Origin of the sequence: Micromonospora parathelypteridis (assembly GCF_014201145.1) — a bacterium.
Classification (GTDB): Bacteria; Actinomycetota; Actinomycetes; order Mycobacteriales; family Micromonosporaceae; genus Micromonospora; species Micromonospora parathelypteridis.
The window spans coordinates 2,774,445-2,793,899 of record NZ_JACHDP010000001.1 but is presented as its reverse complement, the minus strand read 5'-3'; the positions used below and the strand labels follow the sequence as shown (position 1 = coordinate 2,793,899).

Annotated in this window: 19 protein-coding genes and 1 tRNA gene; 13 read left to right on the top strand and 7 right to left on the bottom strand. The window is 70.6% G+C overall.

Annotation, left to right across the window (positions count from 1 at the left end; genetic code table 11):
* Window positions 1–232 precede the first annotated feature (232 nt).
* The gene (locus HNR20_RS12420) at window positions 233–3,211 is read left to right on the top strand and encodes an AfsR/SARP family transcriptional regulator (protein WP_184179228.1); all 2,979 of its coding nucleotides are present in this window, start codon (window positions 233–235) and stop codon (window positions 3,209–3,211) included.
* 35 nt (window positions 3,212–3,246) lie between these two features.
* Window positions 3,247–4,656, top strand: a complete 1,410-nt coding sequence (locus HNR20_RS12415) for a class II fumarate hydratase (RefSeq protein WP_184179226.1) — start codon at window positions 3,247–3,249, stop codon at window positions 4,654–4,656.
* Here HNR20_RS12415 and HNR20_RS12410 read toward each other — a convergent pair.
* Window positions 4,601–4,933, bottom strand: coding sequence for a hypothetical protein (locus HNR20_RS12410; protein ID WP_184179224.1), 333 nt, complete (start codon window positions 4,931–4,933; stop codon window positions 4,601–4,603). The two genes, HNR20_RS12415 and HNR20_RS12410, sit on opposite strands and share 56 nt — an antisense overlap.
* A gap of 439 nt (window positions 4,934–5,372) precedes the next feature.
* On the opposite strand from HNR20_RS12410, the gene HNR20_RS12405 reads away from it, so the two are divergent.
* From HNR20_RS12405 to HNR20_RS12395, 3 genes are all read left to right on the top strand, one after another.
* The gene (locus HNR20_RS12405) at window positions 5,373–6,185 is read left to right on the top strand and encodes a helix-turn-helix domain-containing protein (RefSeq protein ID WP_184179222.1); all 813 of its coding nucleotides are present in this window, start codon (window positions 5,373–5,375) and stop codon (window positions 6,183–6,185) included.
* Window positions 6,176–6,358, top strand: a complete 183-nt coding sequence (locus HNR20_RS12400) for a DUF397 domain-containing protein (protein WP_110563761.1) — start codon at window positions 6,176–6,178, stop codon at window positions 6,356–6,358. The genes HNR20_RS12405 and HNR20_RS12400 overlap by 10 nt, the downstream gene beginning before the upstream one ends.
* Window positions 6,359–6,446: 88 nt before the next feature.
* Entirely contained in the window at window positions 6,447–7,040 is a 594-nt protein-coding gene (locus tag HNR20_RS12395) for a GNAT family N-acetyltransferase (RefSeq protein ID WP_184179220.1), read from the top strand.
* Here the strand turns inward: HNR20_RS12395 and HNR20_RS12390 are convergent.
* Complete coding sequence (locus tag HNR20_RS12390) at window positions 7,007–7,552, bottom strand: CGNR zinc finger domain-containing protein (RefSeq protein ID WP_184179218.1); 546 nt, start codon at window positions 7,550–7,552, stop codon at window positions 7,007–7,009. The two genes, HNR20_RS12395 and HNR20_RS12390, sit on opposite strands and share 34 nt — an antisense overlap.
* Before the next feature lie 85 nt (window positions 7,553–7,637).
* Between HNR20_RS12390 and HNR20_RS12385 the strand changes: the two genes are divergently transcribed.
* Both HNR20_RS12385 and HNR20_RS12380 read left to right on the top strand, forming a co-directional pair.
* Window positions 7,638–8,603, top strand: a complete 966-nt coding sequence (locus HNR20_RS12385) for an EamA family transporter (protein WP_184179216.1) — start codon at window positions 7,638–7,640, stop codon at window positions 8,601–8,603.
* A 102-nt stretch (window positions 8,604–8,705) separates the two neighbouring features.
* Window positions 8,706–9,413, top strand: a complete 708-nt coding sequence (locus tag HNR20_RS12380; protein ID WP_184179214.1) for an HAD family hydrolase — start codon at window positions 8,706–8,708, stop codon at window positions 9,411–9,413.
* 164 nt (window positions 9,414–9,577) lie between these two features.
* On the opposite strand, the gene HNR20_RS12375 is transcribed toward HNR20_RS12380, so the two are convergent.
* Entirely contained in the window at window positions 9,578–10,480 is a 903-nt protein-coding gene (locus tag HNR20_RS12375; protein ID WP_229687096.1) for a DUF559 domain-containing protein, read from the bottom strand.
* Between the two features lie 287 nt (window positions 10,481–10,767).
* On the bottom strand, window positions 10,768–11,532 hold the full coding sequence (locus tag HNR20_RS12370; protein WP_268240271.1) for an IclR family transcriptional regulator: 765 nt from the start codon (window positions 11,530–11,532) through the stop codon (window positions 10,768–10,770).
* 63 nt (window positions 11,533–11,595) lie between these two features.
* Here HNR20_RS12370 and cysS point away from each other — a divergent pair, with 63 nt between their 5' ends.
* Complete coding sequence (gene cysS / locus HNR20_RS12365; RefSeq protein WP_184179210.1) at window positions 11,596–13,011, top strand: cysteine--tRNA ligase; 1,416 nt, start codon at window positions 11,596–11,598, stop codon at window positions 13,009–13,011.
* Window positions 13,011–14,159: a 23S rRNA (guanosine(2251)-2'-O)-methyltransferase RlmB gene (gene rlmB / locus HNR20_RS12360; protein WP_184179208.1), complete on the top strand. Its 1,149-nt coding sequence runs from the start codon at window positions 13,011–13,013 to the stop codon at window positions 14,157–14,159. The genes cysS and rlmB overlap by 1 nt, the downstream gene beginning before the upstream one ends.
* 51 nt (window positions 14,160–14,210) lie before the next feature.
* Here rlmB and HNR20_RS12355 read toward each other — a convergent pair whose 3' ends face one another.
* Window positions 14,211–14,816, bottom strand: a complete 606-nt coding sequence (locus tag HNR20_RS12355) for an NUDIX hydrolase (RefSeq protein ID WP_184179206.1) — start codon at window positions 14,814–14,816, stop codon at window positions 14,211–14,213.
* A gap of 167 nt (window positions 14,817–14,983) precedes the next feature.
* Complete coding sequence (locus tag HNR20_RS12350; protein WP_184179203.1) at window positions 14,984–16,075, bottom strand: ABC transporter ATP-binding protein; 1,092 nt, start codon at window positions 16,073–16,075, stop codon at window positions 14,984–14,986.
* 342 nt (window positions 16,076–16,417) lie between these two features.
* On the opposite strand from HNR20_RS12350, the gene HNR20_RS12345 reads away from it, so the two are divergent.
* Window positions 16,418–16,494, top strand: a tRNA-Thr gene (locus tag HNR20_RS12345).
* 122 nt (window positions 16,495–16,616) lie between these two features.
* Here the strand turns inward: HNR20_RS12345 and HNR20_RS12340 are convergent.
* Window positions 16,617–17,237: a CGNR zinc finger domain-containing protein gene (locus tag HNR20_RS12340; protein WP_184179201.1), complete on the bottom strand. Its 621-nt coding sequence runs from the start codon at window positions 17,235–17,237 to the stop codon at window positions 16,617–16,619.
* 90 nt (window positions 17,238–17,327) lie between these two features.
* On the opposite strand from HNR20_RS12340, the gene HNR20_RS12335 reads away from it, so the two are divergent.
* From HNR20_RS12335 to HNR20_RS12325, 3 genes are read left to right on the top strand one after another with little or no spacing between them, the layout of a single operon-like run.
* Window positions 17,328–18,554, top strand: coding sequence for an MFS transporter (locus HNR20_RS12335; protein WP_184179199.1), 1,227 nt, complete (start codon window positions 17,328–17,330; stop codon window positions 18,552–18,554).
* Window positions 18,555–18,592: 38 nt separating this feature from the next.
* A complete protein-coding gene (locus HNR20_RS12330) occupies window positions 18,593–18,994 on the top strand; it encodes a helix-turn-helix domain-containing protein (protein ID WP_184179198.1) in 402 nt (133 codons plus the stop codon).
* Window positions 18,995–19,029: 35 nt separating this feature from the next.
* Window positions 19,030–19,452, top strand: coding sequence for a VOC family protein (locus HNR20_RS12325; protein ID WP_184179196.1), 423 nt, complete (start codon window positions 19,030–19,032; stop codon window positions 19,450–19,452).
* Window positions 19,453–19,455 lie beyond the last annotated feature (3 nt).

Here is a 19,455-nt window from a genome sequence, read left to right as displayed (position 1 = left end):
GGATCCGCCCGGCACCCCTTCTTCCGTCGTCTGTGCTCCACCGACATCGGTGCGCCCGCCCCGCTGGGGTGGACGGGCGCACCGCCCCCGTCGGATGCCGTCACCGACAACCCGGTGCGATTGTCGGTTGTACCGCTGTCGATCCGCTCTCACATCACTCTCGCCTGACTGCGGCGATCTGTGATCGTCGGACTACTCTGCTGGAAGTTGCGTTATCGATGCGGGGGAGTAGATGCGGTTCGGGATCATGGGGCCTCTGCGGGTCGGCGGTGGCGAGTCCACTGTCACCGCTGGTCGCGACCGGATCGTGCTCGCCATGCTGCTGTTGCGGGCCGGCCGGCTCGTGCCGGTCGACGAGCTGGTCGACGCGGTGTGGGAGGAACGTCCTCCGGCCACCGCGCGGGCCCAGTTGCAGACCTGTGTGTCGCGGTTGCGTCGCCGGTTCGCCGAGCTCGGGCTGCCGTCGGAGACCATCGTCACCGACCCGGCGGGGTACGGCGTCCGCGTCGCACCGACCGACCTGGACGCCGAGGTCTTCGCCCGAGGTGTGGAAGCCGCCCGTGCCGCCGTCACGGCCGGTCGCCTGATCGACGCACGTGCGGAATTCCGCGCTGCCCTGGCGCTCTGGCGAGGGCCGGCGCTCGCCGGGATCCCGAGCCGCAGCGTCCGCCGCCGTGCGCACGCACTCGACGAGCAGCGCCTCACCGCGTTGGAGGAGTGCGTCGACGTCGAACTGCGCCTCGGGCCGGCCGTCGAGTTGATCGACGAGCTTGCCGAAAGTGTCGACCAGCACCCGTTGCGGGAGCGGCTGCGCGGCCAACTGATGATCGCCCTCTCCTCGATGGGTCGGCAGGCAGACGCGCTCAGGGCCTATCGGGAGGGCCGGCGGCTCTACGCCGAGGAGCTGGGCATCGAACCGGGCGCCGAGTTGCAGGAGCTGCACCAGCGGGTCCTCGCCGGCGACCTGGCTCTGGCCGGTCGGGAGCCCGGGCCGATCGCCCCGGTCCGCTCGCTGCCTCGGGCGATCGGCGACTTCACCGGTCGGCAGCAGACGTTGGCCCGCCTGGTCAAGGAGGTGGACGCCGGCGCGCGGATCCAGCTCATCGACGGCATGGCCGGCAGCGGCAAGACCGCGCTCGCGGTGCACGTCGCCACCGCCCTCGCGGACAACTACCCCGACGCCCAGCTCTACATCGACCTGCACGGGCACAGCGAACGCACACCGCTGACGCCAGCGGCGGCGGTGGCCACACTGCTGCGGCAGCTCGGTGTGCCCTCCGAGCGGGTGCCGACGAACCTGGACGACCGGTTGGCGCTCTGGCGCACCGAGCTGGCTGGCCGCCGAGCTCTGGTGGTGTTGGACAACGCCTCCAGCGCCGATCAGGTGACCCCGCTGCTGCCCAACGGCTCGCACTGCCTGATTCTGATCACCAGCCGTCGCCGGCTGGTCGGCGTCGACGAAGGGCGCCCGTCGTCGCTGCCCGTGCTCGACACCGACGAGGCGATCGACCTGCTCGGGCGGGTGGCCGGTGTCAGCCGGGTGGCGGCGGAGCCGGAAGCGGCCACCGAGGTGGTCCGCCGCTGCGGCCACCTGCCTCTCGCCATCCGGCTGGCCGGTGCCCGGCTGGCGCACCGACCCCGCTGGCGGATCGCCGACCTGGCCGAGCGACTGAGCACCCGACCCGATCCGTTGGCCGAGTTCGAAGCGGGCGAGCGGTCCGTCGGCCGGGCCTTCGCCCTGTCGTACGCACAGGTGTCGCCGACCGCGCAGCGCACGTTCCGGCTGCTGGGCCTGCACCCGGGGGTACGGTTCGACAACTCGGTCGCCGCCGTGCTCGCTGAGCTGCCCCTACCCGAGGCGCAGGACCTGCTGGACGAGTTGGTCGACGCGCACCTGGTGGAGGAGGCGGAACCGGGTCGGTACCGGCTGCACGACCTGGTTCGCGAGTACGCGCGGACGCTGGTTGCCGAGCCGGAGCGAGCGGTCGAGCGGCGGGATGCGGTTGGGCGTCTGCTCGACCACCACCTGCACGTCGCCGTGGCGATCGCCCGGACGACGGAGCTCTCCTCGGGCCACTCGCTGATCGTGACGGCGGAGCCGGTCCGCCCTGACCTGGTCACTCTCGTGGCCCAGCAGGGTCGAGCCTGGCTCGACGAGAACCTGGCGGCGTGGACCACCCTGGTCCGCCTGGCGGAGACCGAGGGGCTCTTCCGTTACTGCTGGCAGTTGGCGAGGGCCTGCTGGCACGCCCAGTTCGAGGGCGGTCACCTGGACGAGTTGATCGAGACCCACACCGTTGGCCTGCGGGCCGCCGAGGAGTTGGGCGACGACCGGGCGGTGGCGACGATGCTCAACTATCTCGCCTCGGCCCACTACCGGCTGGGCAACTTCCCCGAGTCGATCCGGCTGATGGAGAGGTCGCTCGCCATCTTCCGTCGGCTCGGCCTGCGCAACGACGTCCGCAACACCCTGGGCAACCTGGGCACCTCGTACGCCGCCAACTTCGAATTTCGCCGCGCCCGGGAGTGCTACGACGCCGGCGCTGCTCTGGCGAGGCAGGTACGCGACAAGGAGGCACTCGCGAACGTCCTCAACAACCTGTCGATCACCTACCTGCTGTGGGGGCGGCACGACGAGGCGTTGCGCACCGCTCGGCGACACCTGGGGCTCGCCCGGGAGATCGGCGATCCCCGTCGGATCGGCAACGCCTTCGGGCACCTGGGCATGGTGCGGCACCGGATGGGCGACGTGGCACCGGCCCGCCGGTTGCTGCGGGTGGCGTTGCGCTTCAAGCAGCAGGTGGGCACCCGCTTCGGCGAGGGCGAGGTGCTCAACGAGATCGCGACGATGGAGCGGGAAGCTGGCCGCCCGGAGCGGGCCGCCGACCTGCACCGCGCGGCTCTCGTCGCGATGACCGAGGTGGGGGACCGCATCGCGCAGTGCAGCTCGCGCAACCTGCTGGCCCGGGCGATCCTCGACCAGGGGGACGTGGCCAGCGCGCTCGACCTGCATCGCCGGGTGCTCGCCGACGCCAACCGGTTGGGTGCCCGCTACGAGCAGGCTCGGGCTCTGCTGGGCCTCGCCCGCTGCCTGCGTCCCACCGACCCGGCGGCGGCGAGCACTCACCTGACCCGGGCGCTGTTCCTGTTTCGCCAGGTCGAGTCACCGGACCAGCACGAGGTGGAACGCCTGCTCGCCGAGTTGGGCTGACGGATCATCTGCGAGGCGGCGGCGGGCGCGGCAGGATGGTACGCGTGACGACTCCAGAGGCGACCGGTTACCGCATCGAACGCGACTCGATGGGCGAGGTGGAGGTGCCCACCGAGGCGCTGTGGCGGGCACAGACCCAGCGTGCGGTGCAGAACTTTCCGATCTCCGGTCGGGGCCTCGAGCCGGCCCAGATCAAGGCCCTCGCGCAGATCAAGGGCGCTGCAGCCGAGGTCAACGGTGAGCTGGGCGTGATCGACGCCAACGTGGCCGCCGCCATCACCGCCGCCGCGGCACACGTGGCCGACGGCGGCTACGACGACCAGTTTCCGGTGGACGTGTTCCAGACCGGTTCGGGCACCTCGTCGAACATGAACGCCAACGAGGTGATCGCCACCCTGGCGACCCGGAAGCTGGGCCGGGACGTGCACCCCAACGACCACGTCAACGCCTCCCAGTCCAGTAACGACATCTTCCCGTCCTCGATCCACCTGGCCGCCACCCAGTTCATCGTGGAAGACCTGCTGCCGTCGCTGGCCCACCTGGCGTCGGCGCTGGAGGCCAAATCGGCCGAGTTCGAGACGGTGGTCAAGGCCGGGCGTACCCACCTGATGGACGCCACCCCGGTCACCCTGGGACAGGAGTTCGGCGGGTACGCGGCCCAGGTCCGCTACGGCGTCGACCGGCTGGAGGGCGCGCTGCCCCGGCTGGCCGAGTTGCCGCTGGGCGGCACCGCCGTGGGCACCGGGATCAACACCCCGCTCGGCTTCGCCGCCGCCGTGATCGGCAAGCTGCGCGAGTCGACCGGGCTGCCGTTGTCCGAGGCGCGCAACCACTTCGAGGCGCAGGGCGCCCGCGACGCGCTGGTGGAGACCTCGGGGCAACTGCGTACCGTGGCGGTCGGCCTCTACAAGATCGCCAACGACATCCGCTGGATGGGTTCCGGCCCCCGCGCCGGCCTGCGCGAGCTGCGCATCCCCGACCTGCAGCCGGGCTCGTCGATCATGCCGGGCAAGGTCAACCCGGTGGTCGCCGAGGCGATGCGGCAGGTGTGCGCACAGGTGATCGGCAACGACGCGACCGTTGGTTTCGCCGGTTCGCAGGGCGACTTCGAGCTGAACGTCATGCTCCCCGTGATGGGTCGCAACCTGCTGGAGTCGATCCGGCTGCTCTCCGCGGCGAGCCGGCTGTTCGCCGACCGACTGGTGGTCGGCCTGGTCGCGGACGCCGAGGTCTGCCTGGCGTACGCCGAAGGCTCTCCGTCGATCGTCACCCCGCTGAACCGCTACCTGGGGTACGACGAGGCCGCGTCGATCGCCAAGGAGGCGCTGGCCAAGCAGACGTCCATCCGCGAGGTGGTGATCTCCCGGGGGCACGTCGACTCCGGCAAGCTCACCGAGACTCAGCTCGACGAGACGCTGGACCTGCTCCGGATGACCCACCCCTGACCGGTGCCGCCCAGCCGAGGAATCGGGTGAAGAGCGCTGCGGGGTCCGGGCCGTCGTGCGGGTTGAGCCGGTACAGGTCGGCGGCTGCGTCGTGCAGGACCGTGCAGAGGTAGATGCTCAACGCGATCTGATCGTCGGCGTACTCCTGCCGGAGGGTGAGTCGGGCGACCGGGCACGGCCAGGGCCCGGCGCAGACCCGGCAGAGCCAGAGCGGGCGCAGCGGCAGGTGCGGCCGCCGTTGCGGCGTGATGCGGTCCTCCGGGGCGGTCCGGGTCATGAGGCGGCCTTCCTTTGGAGCTGAATCGTTTGCGTCATCACCCCCCCCCGCTCGCCCCGGCGGTGGGCTGTGTGGGCGGTGGCTGCCCGGGCGGTGGGCTGTCCGGGCGGTGGGACGGCTGGGCGGTGGGACGGCCCGGTTGATCGACACCAGGTCGGCGACATGGCGGTATCGCACCCGTCGGGTTACCCCCACATCGGCGAACTGGAGTGGATCAACTCATCTGGACACTCTCGACCTGGCCGCCCTGGGCGGGGGCGGTCCCGTGCGGCGCCGACAGGCCCGGGGGCGGGAAGCGGTTCCGCACTTCACAGTCTGGTGATCAGACGACTACGGTCGGAAGCGTTTGGCCGCGTCGTCGTAGCCACCCTGTTTCGGGTGGCACCACCGCTGGCGGCCGACTGGAGTTGATCGTCGGCGGGGTGGAGGGCGGCAGGGCATGGCCGATGGACAGATGACGGCGGCGGCGTTCCTGATCGCGGAGCTGCGGCGGGCGCGGGCCCGGCGGGGCTGGAGCCAGGACGAGCTGGCCAAGGCGGTCAACTACTCGGCGTCGATGGTCAGCGCCGTCGAGCTGGGCCAGCAACCGCCCACCGGGAAGTACCTGGAACTCGTCGACCGTGCCCTGGACACCGGTGGCCTCTTCGGCCGCATGTCCACCGAGCTGGTCAGCCTCGACAAGGCCCAGGTCTGGTTGCGCGGCTGGCGGGGGATCCTCGCGGAGGCGCGAGCACTGCGGTGGTTCGATCCGCTGCACGTTCCAGGGCTGCTGCAAACCGAAGGCTACGCCCGCGCCATTTTCGAATCGGACAGGCTGCTCGACGCCGATGAGGTTGAGCGGCGGTTGACGGACCGAATGGACAGCCAGCAGGTTCTCTACGCGGACCGACCGCCGCACCTCGTAGCTGTGCTCGACGAGTCGGTGCTGCGGCGACGCGTCGGCGGCCGGAAGGTGATGTGCGAGCAGGCTCTGCACCTGGCGCGGTTGGCGACCGAACATCCGCGCGTTCAGCTGCATGTCGTGCCTCGTTCGGCCGAGGAGTATCCCGGCCTCAACGGCCCGTTCATCCTTGCCACCGTCGCCGACAACAGCGACCTTGCCTACCTCGGAGGCCAGATCGGTGGTCAGGAACTTGATCGACCAGCGGATTTGCTCCGTCTACAGCGGACTTGGGAGGCTACCCTCGGCCAGGCGTTGCCACCACAGGAGTCGATTGAGTTGCTGAGGGAAGTGGCGGAGTCGTGGAGTTGACCCGAGCCCGGTGGCGGAAGAGCAGCCGCAGTGGTTCCAACGACCAGTGTGTCGAGGTGGCGACGAATCTGGGGGACGTGGTCGGGGTACGAGACAGCAAGGACCCGGACGGGCCCGTGCTCGTTGTCGACGCGTATTCCTGGCGGTTCTTCGTGGTCGCGCCCCCGCGCTGACGCGACCGCCTCGCCTGCGACGGCCTTGATCTTCTGGTCGCGCGGTAAATGGTTCGACGGTGGTGTGTGGGGGCGGGATGATCCCGTCATGGGGGTGGATGACGTCGGCCTGCCTTCGACGGAGCGGTTGCGGTTGCGGCGGCTGACCACGGCGGACGCGGGCGCGCTGGTCGAGCTGGACAGCGATTCCGAGGTGATGCGTTTCCTCACCGGTGGTGTCGCTACCCCGCTGGCCACGGTCCGTGATGAGCAGTTGCCGAGGTTGTTGGCCGGGTACGACCGGCATCCCGGGCTGGGGCGCTGGGCGGCGCTCGACCGGGAGACCGGCGAATTCCTGGGCTGGTTCGCGCTCGACCCGTCGGCGGACGGCACCGAGGCCGAGTTGGGCTACCGGCTGCGCCGCGCGACGTGGGGGCGGGGTCTGGCCACCGAGGGTTCCCGTGCGCTGGTCCGCTACGCCTTCGACACCGTCGGGGTGCGTCGGGTCTGGGCCGAGACGATGGCGGTCAACGAACGCTCCCGGCGGGTGATGGCCAAGGCCGGGCTGCACCACGTGCGCACCTTCCACCTGCAGTGGGATGACCCGATCCCGGGCACCGAGCACGGCGAGGTGGAGTACGAGTTGCGGGCCGAGGAGTGGGCAGCCGGTCAGGAGCGGCCGGCCGCCCGACGGGCGCGGTAGGCGGTCACGGCGGCGCGGTTGCCGCAACCGGCCTCGCAGAACCGCCGGGACCGGTTCCGGGACAGGTCGACGAGCACGTTGTCGCAGTCCGGGTACTCGCAGATCCGCAGCCGGCTCAACTCACGTGCACGGACCAGGTCGGCCATGGCCATGGCCGCCTCCACCGCGATCCGAGTGGCCAACGGCGCGTCGCGAGGTACGGCATGCAGGTGGTACGGCTCTCCGTCGTGCTCGATGAGCTGGGGCAGCGCCCGGTGTTCGAGCAGCAGACCGTTGACCAGCGCGACGATCTCGGGCGGCTCGGAATACCAGATGCGGCGCAGTTGGGGCCGCAGCTCCCGGACGGCGCGCAACTCGGCCTCGGTCTGCTCGTGCCGCCCGCTGTAGCCGCGTCGGACGAAGAACGCGTCCAACGCCGCGATGTCGGGCAGCAACTCGCCGTCCCGTCCCGCGGTGTTGACCAGCGCGGCGGCGGCGATCAGCGAACATTCGGTGTCATGAGCGAATAGCAACTTGACTCCTGTCACAGGGGCCGCCTAGCGTCATCGGTACAAGGATAGTTTGCTAATGACACGGTGCCATCCCGAGGAGCGCGACATGCACTCACGACCTGCCGCCGGCGCCGCGTTGGCGCTGCTCTCCGCAGTCACCTTCGCCACCTCGGGCACCTTCGCACGATCGCTCATCGATGCGGGCTGGTCGGCGGAGGCCGCGGTGATCGCCCGGGTCGGCATCGCCGCCCTGGTGCTGGCGATCCCCGCCCTGCTGTCGCTGCGGGGAAAGAGGCAGGTGCTGCGGAGCAACGCAACGGCCATCGGGCTGTTCGGGCTCCTCGGGGTGGCGCTGGCCCAGGTCTGCTTCTTCAACGCGGTGCGCTACCTGCCGGTCGGTGTCGCGCTGCTGCTGGAGTACCTGGGCATCATCCTCGTCGTGGGCTGGATGTGGCTGCGGCACGGGCAGCGCCCCCGCCGGCTCACCGTGGCCGGATCGGTGGCCGCCCTGGCCGGGCTCACGTTCGTGCTGGACCTCGCCGGGACCACCGACTTCCACCCGGTGGGCGTGCTCTGGGGGCTGGGCGCGGCATTCGGCCTGGCCGGCTACTTCGTGCTCGCCGGCCGGGTCGATCCCAAGCTGCCCTCGGTCGCCATGGCCAGCGGGGGAATGGCCGTCGGCGCAGCCGTGCTGCTCCTCGTCGGGCTGACCGGTCTGCTGCCGCTGCACGCCACCTTCGGCGAGGTCACCTTCGCCGGACAGTCCACCACCTGGCTGTTGCCCATCGCCGGGCTCGCACTGGTGGCCGCCGTCATCGCGTACCTGGCCGGTATCGCCGGCACCCGGATCCTCGGCCCACGGCTGTCGTCGTTCGTCGGGCTGACCGAGGTGGTCTTCGCGGTGCTGATCGCCTGGCTGTTCCTGAACGAACTGCCCACCGGCTGGCAGCTGTTCGGCGGCGCGCTGATCGTCGCCGGGGTCGCACTGGTACGCCTCGACGAACTGCGCGGGACCCCGTCGACGTCCGCGCCGGTCTCGCCCGAGCCCGCGCTGGTGCTCGACGGTCGGTGACCCGGTGCTTCTCGGGCTACGTGCGGGCGCGCGACGGGTCGGTGAGCTGGTGCCCGATGGTCGATGTGCCGGCGCGCGACGGTCGATGAGACAGTGGGCATCGTGCTGACCACCGTGGTGTTCGACGCCGACGAAACCCTGCTGGATCTGCGTCCGGCGGTGACCGGCGGACTGGTGGCCGTCCTCGACGAGATGCGGCGGCGCACCCCGGCAGCGGCCCGGGTGACGCTCGCCGAGCTGGATTCGGACTGGGACGCGGTCTTCGGCGAGTTGAACGCCGCTCCGGTTGCCGAGATCCGCCGCGCCGCGCTGACCCGGTCGCTGGCTCGCGCCGGGCTGGAGGACCACCTGGACGAACTCGCCGCCCTCTTCTTCGCCCGCCGCTTCGCCCTCACCAGACCGTTTGCGGATGTGCCACCGGCGCTGGCCGCGCTGCGCTCCCGGTACACCCTCGGCTTCGCGACCAACGGCAACAGCCGTGCCGAACGGTGCGGGCTCGCCGGCGAGTTCGCCTTCGAGGTGTACGCCCACGAGAACGGCCTGCCCAAGAAACCGGCCCCGGATTTCTACGCGGCAGTGGTCGCGGTGGCCGGGGTGTCGGCCGGGCAGATCGTGTACGTCGGTGACTCGTGGGAGCACGACGTGGTGGCACCTCAGCGGGCCGGCCTGCGGTCGGTGTGGCTGAATCGGCACGGGTTGCCTCGTCCGGGTGGGTGCACGCCCGATGCGGAGGTGTCGACAATGGCCGATCTGCCGACCGCCCTCGCCGACCTGGGGGCGTTGCGAGCCGACCTGCCGACGCTGTCGTAGCGCACCGCCCCCGCAGCCCGACCTCGCGGCGGGCGCGGTCTTGTGGTGGGCACGGTCTTGTGGTGGGCGCGGTCTTGATCGACTTCAGGTCGCCGATGTGGCGGTTTCGGGTTCGTCGGATGCCCCCAGGTCGGCGAGCTGGAGTCGATCAGGGTTGGTGGTGATCAACGGCGCCAGCCGCGAGAGATCAGGGCCGACCGGACCTCGCTCAGCACGGCCGGGAAGTCGTTCTGCAGCCGTCGGCTGGTCACGTGCAACACCAACCAGCCCGCACCGACGAGGAGGTTGAGTCGTCGACGGTCTCGGTGCAGTTGCTCGGGGTCGGCGTGCCATCGGCCGTCGTACTCCACGGCCACCCGAAACTCGGGCCAGGCCAGATCGGGGTGGAGCACGAGCCCACCGGCCAACTGGATCGGGTGTTGGGCAACCGGCCGGGGTATCCCGCCCAGCACCAGACGTACCCGTAGCTGCGACTCGGGCGGCGATTGCGCGCCCGGATCGGCCAGATCGAAGATCCAGCACGCCCGTCGGCCACCCGGCCGGTCCGCGTTGGCGGTGCGGACGGCGGTCAGGGCCGCCCGGGTGGTCAAGCCGCTCGCGAGCAGCGAGTCGACGATCGCGACGGCCCGCAGCGGATCCAACCAGGCTGCTGCCTCCCACGCCGCCGCAGACGGATCCGTTCGGCGGAGTGAGGGCTTGGTCGGCGCGCCCAGTTGAGCCGTGATCGAGGTGGATGGCTGCGCGTCGGCAACCACACCATTGGTCGGGGTGGCAGGGGTGTCGGCTCCGGCCAGGTGCACGCGCAGGCCGCGTTGCGAGTCGACGCGGCCGACCCTCGGCACCAGAACGTGCACGTCATCGTCGAAGCCGGCGGCATGCTCGATGCCGTGCAGGTAGGCCGCCGAAGGCCCAGCGATCATTGCTCCGGGCGGCAGCCGCAACATCGCGGCGTGGCAGGCAAGCTCGTGGTCACGATCGAGGCGGGCGTCGGCGTACACGTCGTGGCGAAGGCGGACCCAGGACGATCCGCGTAGCTGATGTCTGGTGACCAGGCCTCTTCGGATCACGTCGGAACCGCGAAAGACCTGCCAGGCCAGGGCAGGAGGTCGGTGGGGGTGAGGAGGCATGCGACCAGACTCGGACGCTCGGTGTGGCGGCCGATACCCCTGTGGACAGCGCCCGGAGGGCACTCGGCGCGTGCCTGTGGATGACCTCCAGCCGCCGAATCAGAGTGCTATACGGCGAGATCATCACCATGTCGGCGATATGGCGCTATCGATCGGCAAGGATGCCGCAACATCGGCGATCTGGTTTTGATCAAGCCGCAGCGCGCCGAGGTTGGGCTGTGCTGGGGTCAGCTGAGGGCGGTGGTGATGGCTGCGGCGGCGGCCAACACCTGGGGGCCGATCGTGTCGACGTCCAGTGGGGCGAGCGCGACCACGCCGACGCTGGCTTCCAGACCAGGCACGCCGAGCACCGGTGCGGCCACCCCGTACGCCCCGGCCTGCAACTCCCCGCTGCTGCTTATCGGCTCCGCCACTCCGGCTCGACCAGCCAGGATGGCTCGACCCGCCGCCCCCCGGTCCAGTGGGTGCCGTGCCCCGGCCCGGTACGCGACGTGGAACGACGTCCAGCTCGGCTCGACAACGGCCAGGGCGACGCCCTCACCACCCTCGACGACGGTCAGATGCGCGGTCGCGCCGGCCTGCTCGGCGAGGCGGCGTAGCGCGGGCAGCGCACCCTCGGCGAGCAACGGCTGGGCGCGTCGGGCCAGGTGCAGCAGCCCGGCGCCGAGGCGCAGCCGGCCGTCGCCGTCGCGGCGCAGCATGCCGTGCCCGGTCAGCGGGCCGACCAGCCGGTAGACGGCGGCCCGACCGATGCCGAGCCGGTTCGCGGCCTCGGTGACGGTCAGACCGGCCGGGGCATCGGCAACCAGGTGCAACAGCCGCAACCCCCGGTCGAGGGTCTGCGACGTCTCCGCGACCCGCCCCGAGACCGCGTCGCCCTGCCCGGTAACGGCATCGCCCGGCCCGGTAACCGCGTTGGCCTGCCCGGTAACCCCGTCGGCGGGGGTTCTGGGGCTGGCCGGCGGCTCACCGGCGCTTGCGATCGCATCCACGACTGGCAGCGTACGACCCGGCACCGGCGGACTCGGACAGGCACGGACAGCTACCCTTGTACGGTGACGCTACGCCTGTATGACACTGCCACCCGATCGGTGCGGGACTTCGTCCCGCGGGAAGCCGGCAAGGTGGGGGTCTACCTGTGTGGTCTCACACTCCAGTCGCCGCCGCACATCGGTCACCTTCGCTCCGGCGTCAACTACGACGTCCTGCGTCGCTGGCTGCTGGCCGCCGGCTACGAGGTCACCTTCATTCGCAACCTGACCGACATCGACGACAAGATTCTGGTCAAGGCAGGCGAGCAGGGCCGACCGTTCTGGTCGATCGCGTACGCCAACGAGTTGCTCCTCGCCGAGTCCTACCGGGCACTGAACGTGCTGCCGCCCACCTATGAACCGCGCGCCACCGGACACATCCCGGAGATGCACGAGCTGATCACGAAGTTGATCGCCGACGGGCACGCGTACCCGGCCACCGACGGCTCCGGCGACGTCTACTTCGATGTGGCGTCCTGGCCGGCGTACGGGTCGCTGTCGGGTCAGTCCCCGGACGCGATGCAGTCCGCCGGGGACGCCCCCGACCGGGGCAAGCGGGACCCACGCGACTTCGCGCTCTGGAAGGGCGCCAAACCGGACGAGCCGGCGGACGCCTACTGGCCGTCGCCGTGGGGGCTGGGCCGCCCGGGTTGGCACATCGAGTGCTCGGCGATGTGCTGGCGGTATCTCGGCCCGGAGTTCGACATCCACGGCGGCGGGCTGGACCTGACGTTCCCGCACCACGAGAACGAGATCGCCCAGTCCCAGGCGGCCGGGTTGCCGTTCGCCCGCTTCTGGGTGCACCACGGGCTGCTCAGCATCGGCGGGGCCAAGATGGGCAAGTCCGCCGGCAACGCGCTCGACCTGGCATACGTGGACTCGCTCGGTGTGCGGCCAGTGGAGCTGCGTTACTACTACGCCGCCGCGCACTACCGCTCGGTGATCGACTACTCGGAGGATTCGCTGCGCGACTCGGCGACCGCGTACCGCCGGATCGAGGGTTTCGTGCAGCGGGCGGCCGAGCGGGTCGGTGTCGGGCAGGTCGGTGAGCTGCCTGGCGGCTTCGTCGCGGCGATGAACGACGACCTCAACACGTCCGCCGCACTGGCCGTGCTGCAACAGCACATCCGGGACGGCAACACCGCGCTGAGCACCGGCGACGATGTGACCGTCCGCACCACCCTGGCCGTGGTGCGGGCGATGCTGGATATCCTCGGGATCGACCCCCTCAGCCCGGCCTGGACCGGTGGCGGCCGCTCGGATGATCTGCGTGCCGTGGTGGACTCCCTGATCGCGCTGGCCCTGGAGCAGCGCGCGCAGGCCCGGGGCCGCAAGGACTGGGCTGCCGCCGACGCGGTACGTGACCAGCTCAAGCTGGCCGGTGTGGTGGTCGAGGACACCCCCCAGGGCCCCCGTTGGACTATTGGAGAGCAGGACTGATGGCCGGCAACTCGCAGCGCCGTGGCCGGCGACTGACGTCGAAGGCAGGCGCCCCCAAGGGCACCGGCGGCAAGAACAAGGACTCGTTGGCCGGGCGGGGGCGCACCCTGCCCGCGGACGAGCGGCCGTGGCACAAGGGCTACTCGGGCACCGAGAAGCTGCCCCAGCGCACCGCCTGGAAGCAGGACAAGGAGCGCCGCGCGGCGGCCGAGGAGGGGCGTGCCCCCAAGATCGGCCAGCCCGGCAGCAAGGACACCACCTGGGGTCGGGGCGGCGGTCGGGGCGTGCCGGGCGGCCGGGGTGCCGCCGCTGGTAGGGGTGCCACCGGCGGCCGGGGCGGCAAGCCCACCGCCCGGTCCGGCCCGCGGGTCTCGCCGGGGCGCAAGTCCAACCCGAGCAAGGACACCCCGGAGCTGCTGGTCGGGCGTAACCCGGTGCTGGAGGCGCTGCGCGCCCAGGTGCCGGCGACGGCCCTCTACGTCGCCCAGGGCATCGACGTGGACGACCGGATCAACGAGATCATCCGGACCGCCGCCGACCGGGGCATCGCCAACCTGGAGATCAGCCGGGCCGAGCTGGACCGGATGACCGGTGGGGTGCTGCACCAGGGTGTCGGGCTGCAGGTGCCGCCATTCGCGTACCAGCCGTTCGAGGACATGGTCGCCGCTGCCCTGGAGCAGCAGGCCCCGCTGCTGGTCGCGCTGGACGGTGTCACCGACCCGCGCAACCTGGGTGCCGTGATCCGGTCGGCTGCCGCGTTCGGCGCGCAGGGTGTCTTCGTACCCGAGCGGAGGGCCGCCGGGATCACCGCGACCGCCTGGCGGACCAGTGCCGGCGCGGCCGCGCGGGTGCCCGTGGCGCAGGTGACCAACCTGACCCGGTCGCTGAAGGCCTGCCGGGACGCCGGCTTCATGGTGGTCGGCCTGGACGCCGACGGCGACACCGACCTGTACGACCTGGAGGCCGCGGTTGGTCCGCTGGTGGTGGTGGTCGGTTCCGAGGGGCGCGGGCTGTCCCGCCTCGTCGGGGAGACCTGCGACCTGACCGTCAGCATTCCGATGATCTCCGAGGTGGAGTCGCTCAACGCCAGCGTGGCTGCCGCGGTCACCCTGGCCGAGGTCGCCCGCCGGCGCGCCGTCGAGCTGTAAACACGTCGACGAGGCCCCTTCCCGGCTCCGGGAAGGGGCCTCGTCGTGTGTCTAGATCTGGTGGGTCCAGGCGACGAAGAGCAGCGCACCGGCCAGCGCCATCAGCAGCATGGTCGGGATCAACCAGCGCGAACCTCGCTCCCCGTCCAGTCGTCGGGTCAGGCGCTGGTGCATGGCCGCGATGCCGATAAGGGCGGCCAGCCCGGCGGCGGCAAACGGCAGGCCGATGAGGAAGTGCGCCAGCCACGCCCCACCCCGGGTCGGACCGCCCCAGGCACCGACGTAGGGCCCGGAGACCACCACGCCGTACAGCGCGCCGCGCAGCACCACCAGCAGTCCGACGCCGATCGGCAGCAGGGCGAGGGCACCGAGGAGCAGGCTGAGCAGCGCGTGGCCGAGCACCGCGAGCCTGCCGGGTCGCCGGGCGGGCGCGGGCGTCGGTGACTTCCCGAGCAGACCGGTACGCAGGGACCGCCAGCGTGCGACGACGGCATCGGCTCCGCCCAGCGGGGCCGTCACCAGTGCGAGCAGGGCGACCGGGATCAGCGTCGCGCAGTAGGCGAGGCTGCGGCCGGCCAGGCGACCCATCCGGTACGGCAGCGAACGCCTGGTCGGCTGGACGGCGGGGTTGGCGGGGTTGGCGGTAACGGCTGGCACGGCATCTCCTCGGTTCGGGTCACCGTGACCGTACGAGCGCGGCCTGCCGTGCCGAGTCACCCCGGAGAGCCACCTTCGCGCTGGCTCCGCAGAGTGAGACACCCGCCGCGGTACGACGAAAGGGGCGGCCCGCCGAAGCGGACCGCCCCTTTCGGTTGGGCGTTACGTCAGATCCGGCTGCCGGTGGCGGCGTGGAAGACGTGGCTGCGGCCGGCGCTCGGCCGAACGAACACGGTGTCACCCATGTTCGGCATGTTGCGCCGGTCGGTGCGGACGACGAAGCGCTCCGAGTTGCCACCCAGGGCGGCGTGGCCGTAGACGTTGGCGTCCGAGCCGAGGTCCTCGACGAGCTCGACCACGACCGGCATGCCGCCCTCGGTCGGGCTGACCAGCTCGCAGTCCTCCGGGCGGAAGCCCACGGTGACCTTGCCGTCGCCACCCTCGGCGCGGGCCGCCTCGACCTGCTCCCGGGTCAGCGGGATGTGCAGCTCGGCGAATTCGGCACCCTTCTCGTTCAGCGGAACGGTCTTGATGTTCATGGCGGGAGAGCCCATGAAGCCGGCGACGAACACGTTGGCCGGGGTGTCGTAGAGCGCCCGCGGGGTGTCCACCTGCTGCAGGACACCGTCGAGCAGCACCGCGACCCGGTGACCCATGGTCATGGCCTCGACCTGGTCGTGGGTGACGTAGACCGTGGTGACGCCCAGCTTGGCCTGCAGGGACGCGATCTGGGTACGGGTCTGCACACGCAGCTTGGCGTCGAGGTTCGACAGCGGCTCGTCCATGAGGAAGACCTGCGGCTCGCGGACGATCGCCCGGCCCATCGCGACACGCTGACGCTGACCACCGGAGAGCGCCTTCGGCTTGCGGCTGAGGTACTCCTCCAACTGGAGCAGCCCGGCCGCCTCCTTGACCCGCCGGTCGATCTCCGACTTGGAGGTCTTACGCAGCTTGAGGGCGAACGCCATGTTCTCGTACACCGTCATGTGCGGGTAGAGGGCGTAGTTCTGGAAGACCATCGCGATGTCGCGGGCCTTCGGGGGAAGGTGGGTGACGTCACGCTGGTCGATGTAGATCGAGCCGGCGTCGACATCCTCCAGGCCGGCGAGCATCCGCAGGCTGGTGGACTTGCCGCAACCGGAGGGGCCGACCAGGACGAGGAACTCCCCGTCGCCGATCTCGAGGTCCAGCTCGTTGACGGCGGGACGCTCTTGGCCCGGGTAGACCCGGGACGCCTTGGAATAAGTGACCGTAGCCATGGTGAAGCGCTTCCTTTCACCGGCAGGAACGTGCCGGACGATCCGAGTGAAGGAGCGACCGGCACGTGTCCGCGCCGGTCAGCGGACGGCGAGTCGGTCGCGAGGGCGCCGACTTTGTCGTCCGTGTGACTGAACCGTAAACGGGTTTCCCCGCGCTGCCAAGGCGAGGGAGCACCGAAGGTGGACTACGGCCTACTCATTCCGGGCACTCGGGCACGCTCAGACATCAATCGGCATCCCGTCAAGGCGGCGCGCGTCGGGTTGTTGACGTTTCCCGTGCTCGGGAGGCCTCGCGAGCGGGATATCCGGACGTCAGTCGCTATGCTGACGTCGACGCACGACGCCCCTGTAGCTCAGCTGGCCAGAGCACTCGCCTTGTAAGCGAGATGTCGCCGGTTCGATCCCGGCCGGGGGCTCCATATCCACCAGGCATTTCCCGATCGGCTTTGTCATGAGTCGACCGCTTGACAGCAACGCTGACGCTTTGCCGTTCGGATTGCGAAGGGCGGCGGATGGGCGTTGCCTGGACTCGGGAGCGCGCTCAGCGCGTCGCTCGAGTGCGCCGGGCGGCGACGTAGCGCCGGATCTTCTCGTTGGTTCCGCAGTCGTCCATGCTGCACCAGCGGCGACTGCGGTTCTTGCTCTCGTCGCTGAAGATGAAGCGACAGCCCCCGCATCCCTTGATTCGGTCCAGCGCCCCCGTGGTGAGTAGTTGGACCGCTGCGTGCACCACCGGCCGTAGGGGTCGGGCAAGCGTGCGGTCATCTCGCCAGACCCACGTGAACGTGCTTCCGCCCTCAAGTTGTGCGTGGCCGAGCGCGTCCGCTTCGTCGTCCCGCAGCCGGGCCAGGGCAGGCGTGCTCGGAGTTCCTCCAGCGGCCAGCGGCCGGAATACCTCGTCGAGATAGTCGCGGGTGCCCAGCGCTCGCGAGAAGGCTGCGCGGGCGCCGTCTGGATCGTTGCGAGACAGCCGGCGTAAAGCTGTCGCCTCTGTTTCGGTGAGGGCGCCCGCGTACGCGCCCCAGGCGACCAGCTCCGGATAGCCCGTGAGCACGTCGTCGTCCAAGGGTCCGCTGGGTGGACCGGTGCGGGTGTTGATGAAGTCCAGGGCGAGGTTGCCGCCCACCAGGTGCATCCGCGTGACGTCCTCGACTGTTTCCATCAAAACCCACTTTACCAGTTGACCCCTGTCGGGGGCGCCGCTAGCTTGTTTCTGGCGTACCTGGTTTAGCTGGTAACAGTTGGGGGACGGATGAGCCGCAGACGAGCAGTGGGGGCGCTGATCGGCTTGTCCGGCGGGACCTTCCTCTACACCACCGCCGAGGCGCTGCCGATCGGGCTGCTGCTCCCGATGGCCGCGGACCTCGCCGTCCCGCCGTCGCAAGTGGGCATGCTCGTCACCGCGTACGGCGCGGTGGTCGTCGTCGCCTCGATCCCGTTGACGGCGTTGGCCAGGAGGATCCCTCGCCGGCGACTACTGTCGGCGCTCCTGGCAGGCTTCGTCGTCAGCACCGCGATCACGGTGTTCGCGAGCACGTTCGCGCTGCTGCTGGCGGCGAGGATGGCGACCGCGGCGACCCACGCGTTGTTCTGGGCGGTAGTGGTGCCGGCCGCGGCCGAGCTGTTCCGACCCGGGCTACGCGGGCGGGTGGTCGCGATCGTGTTCGCCGGCGGCAGCGTCGCTCTGGTCCTGGGGGTGCCGGCGGGCACCTGGTTGGGCGAACGCGCCGGCTGGCGGGTGTCGTTCCTGGCGGTGGCCGGACTCGGCGCGATCGTGCTCGTCGCGGTGGCTTCGCTCCTGCCGTCGACGCCGCCGAATCAGGGGCACGCCGCCAGGGGAGCGACACCCGACGTGTACCGCTTCTGGCTGCTGGTCGCGGTGGCCATCCTGACGACCGCCGGTGCCATCGCCGCCTACACCTATGTCGCCCTCTTCGTCACCGAGGTCAGCGGGTTCCCCGACTCGTCGGTCGGGGCCATCCTGTTGGCGCGCGGCGTTGCCAGCGTGCTCGGGATCCTCGCTGTCGGCGCGGTGGTGGACCGCAGCCCGTGGCTCGCCCTGGGCGCGACCGTCGCGCTGCAGTCGGTGGCACTGCTCGGGCTGTACACGATTGGCCACCGGCCGACGGCTGCCGTGAGCCTGCTCGCTCTGGCCGGGCTGGCGTTCGCGGCGTTCACCGCGGTGCTCGGTGGCGTCGTGTTGCAGGTGGCGCCCGGTCGCTCCGACCTCGCCGCCGCCACCGTCTCTGCCGCTGTCAACGTCGGCATCACCGGTGGTGCCCTGCTCGCTGGCCTCGCGCTACCGAGCCACGGCGTACACAGCACGGTGCTGCTCGGCGCACTGCTCGGCGTCGTCGCTCTGCTGATGGTCGCCATTGGCTTCAACCTCCGGCCGACGAGGTGCGGTCAAGACCCGCAACGGCTGAAGCAGGTGCAGGAGGCGCACCAGACGACCGGACGACGGGGCGCCCGGCGGTAGCCTGGGGCCTGGCAGCGAGCGGGGCGAGACGGGGGCCGATGAGTCGAGCGGTGGAGGAGTCGAACCGGGCGATGCTGCGTGCCCGGGACGCCATGGACCGGGCGTACGCCGAGCCTTTGGACATCCCTGCGCTGGCCCGGATCGCGCACGTCTCCGAGGCGCACTTCATCCGTACCTTCCGGGCCACGTTCGGCGAGACCCCGCACCGCTACCTGCAACGCCGCCGGGTGGAGCGGGCGATGACGTTGCTGGTGGAGACCGCCCGGGACGTGACCGACATCTGCTACGCCGTCGGCTTCGGCAGCCTGGGCACGTTCAGCCGGACGTTCCGGCAGATTGTCGGGGAGTCGCCCTCGGATTTCCGCCGTCACCGCGTGGCGTCGGCCAATGTGCCGTCGTGCTTTACGAAAGCCTGGACCCGACCCAGCAGTTTTGGATAAGCAGCAGGTCACGGTCGACCTCTAACGTCATGGGCATGACGATGAACGCGATCAGCCGCTCCCAGATCTATGTCCTCGACCAGGACGAGGCGCTTGACTTCTACGTCAACAAGCTCGGCATGGAGGTCAACACCGACCAGGACCTCGGTTTCATGCGCTGGTTGACGGTCAACCTGCCCGGTGACCCGGAGCGGGAGATCCTGCTGGAGAAGCCGGGCCCGCCGGCGCTGGACCCGGCCACCGCCGGGCAGGTTCGGGAACTGCTCACCAAGGGTGCCCTCGGTGGGTACCTCTTCATCACCACCGACGACGCACGCAAGACGCACGAGGATCTCGTGGCCAAGGGCGTCGAGATCACCGACGAGCCGACCGAGCGCCCGTACGGGATCGACTTCGGCATTCGGGACCCGTTCGGCAACCGGATCCGCATCGGCCAGATGTTCCCGCGGACGACGTAGGGA

Coding starts and splice junctions, on each gene's coding strand:
- HNR20_RS12335 (WP_184179199.1), top strand. CDS start 17,328: ATGAGCCGCAGACGAGCAGTGGGGGCGCTGATCGGCTTGTCCGGCGGG.
- HNR20_RS12415 (WP_184179226.1), top strand. CDS start 3,247: ATGGTACGCGTGACGACTCCAGAGGCGACCGGTTACCGCATCGAACGC.
- HNR20_RS12405 (WP_184179222.1), top strand. CDS start 5,373: ATGGCCGATGGACAGATGACGGCGGCGGCGTTCCTGATCGCGGAGCTG.
- HNR20_RS12330 (WP_184179198.1), top strand. CDS start 18,593: ATGAGTCGAGCGGTGGAGGAGTCGAACCGGGCGATGCTGCGTGCCCGG.
- HNR20_RS12350 (WP_184179203.1), bottom strand. CDS start 16,075: ATGGCTACGGTCACTTATTCCAAGGCGTCCCGGGTCTACCCGGGCCAA.
- HNR20_RS12325 (WP_184179196.1), top strand. CDS start 19,030: ATGACGATGAACGCGATCAGCCGCTCCCAGATCTATGTCCTCGACCAG.
- HNR20_RS12410 (WP_184179224.1), bottom strand. CDS start 4,933: ATGACCCGGACCGCCCCGGAGGACCGCATCACGCCGCAACGGCGGCCG.
- HNR20_RS12340 (WP_184179201.1), bottom strand. CDS start 17,237: ATGGAAACAGTCGAGGACGTCACGCGGATGCACCTGGTGGGCGGCAAC.
- HNR20_RS12420 (WP_184179228.1), top strand. CDS start 233: ATGCGGTTCGGGATCATGGGGCCTCTGCGGGTCGGCGGTGGCGAGTCC.
- rlmB (WP_184179208.1), top strand. CDS start 13,011: ATGGCCGGCAACTCGCAGCGCCGTGGCCGGCGACTGACGTCGAAGGCA.
- HNR20_RS12395 (WP_184179220.1), top strand. CDS start 6,447: ATGGGGGTGGATGACGTCGGCCTGCCTTCGACGGAGCGGTTGCGGTTG.
- HNR20_RS12385 (WP_184179216.1), top strand. CDS start 7,638: ATGCACTCACGACCTGCCGCCGGCGCCGCGTTGGCGCTGCTCTCCGCA.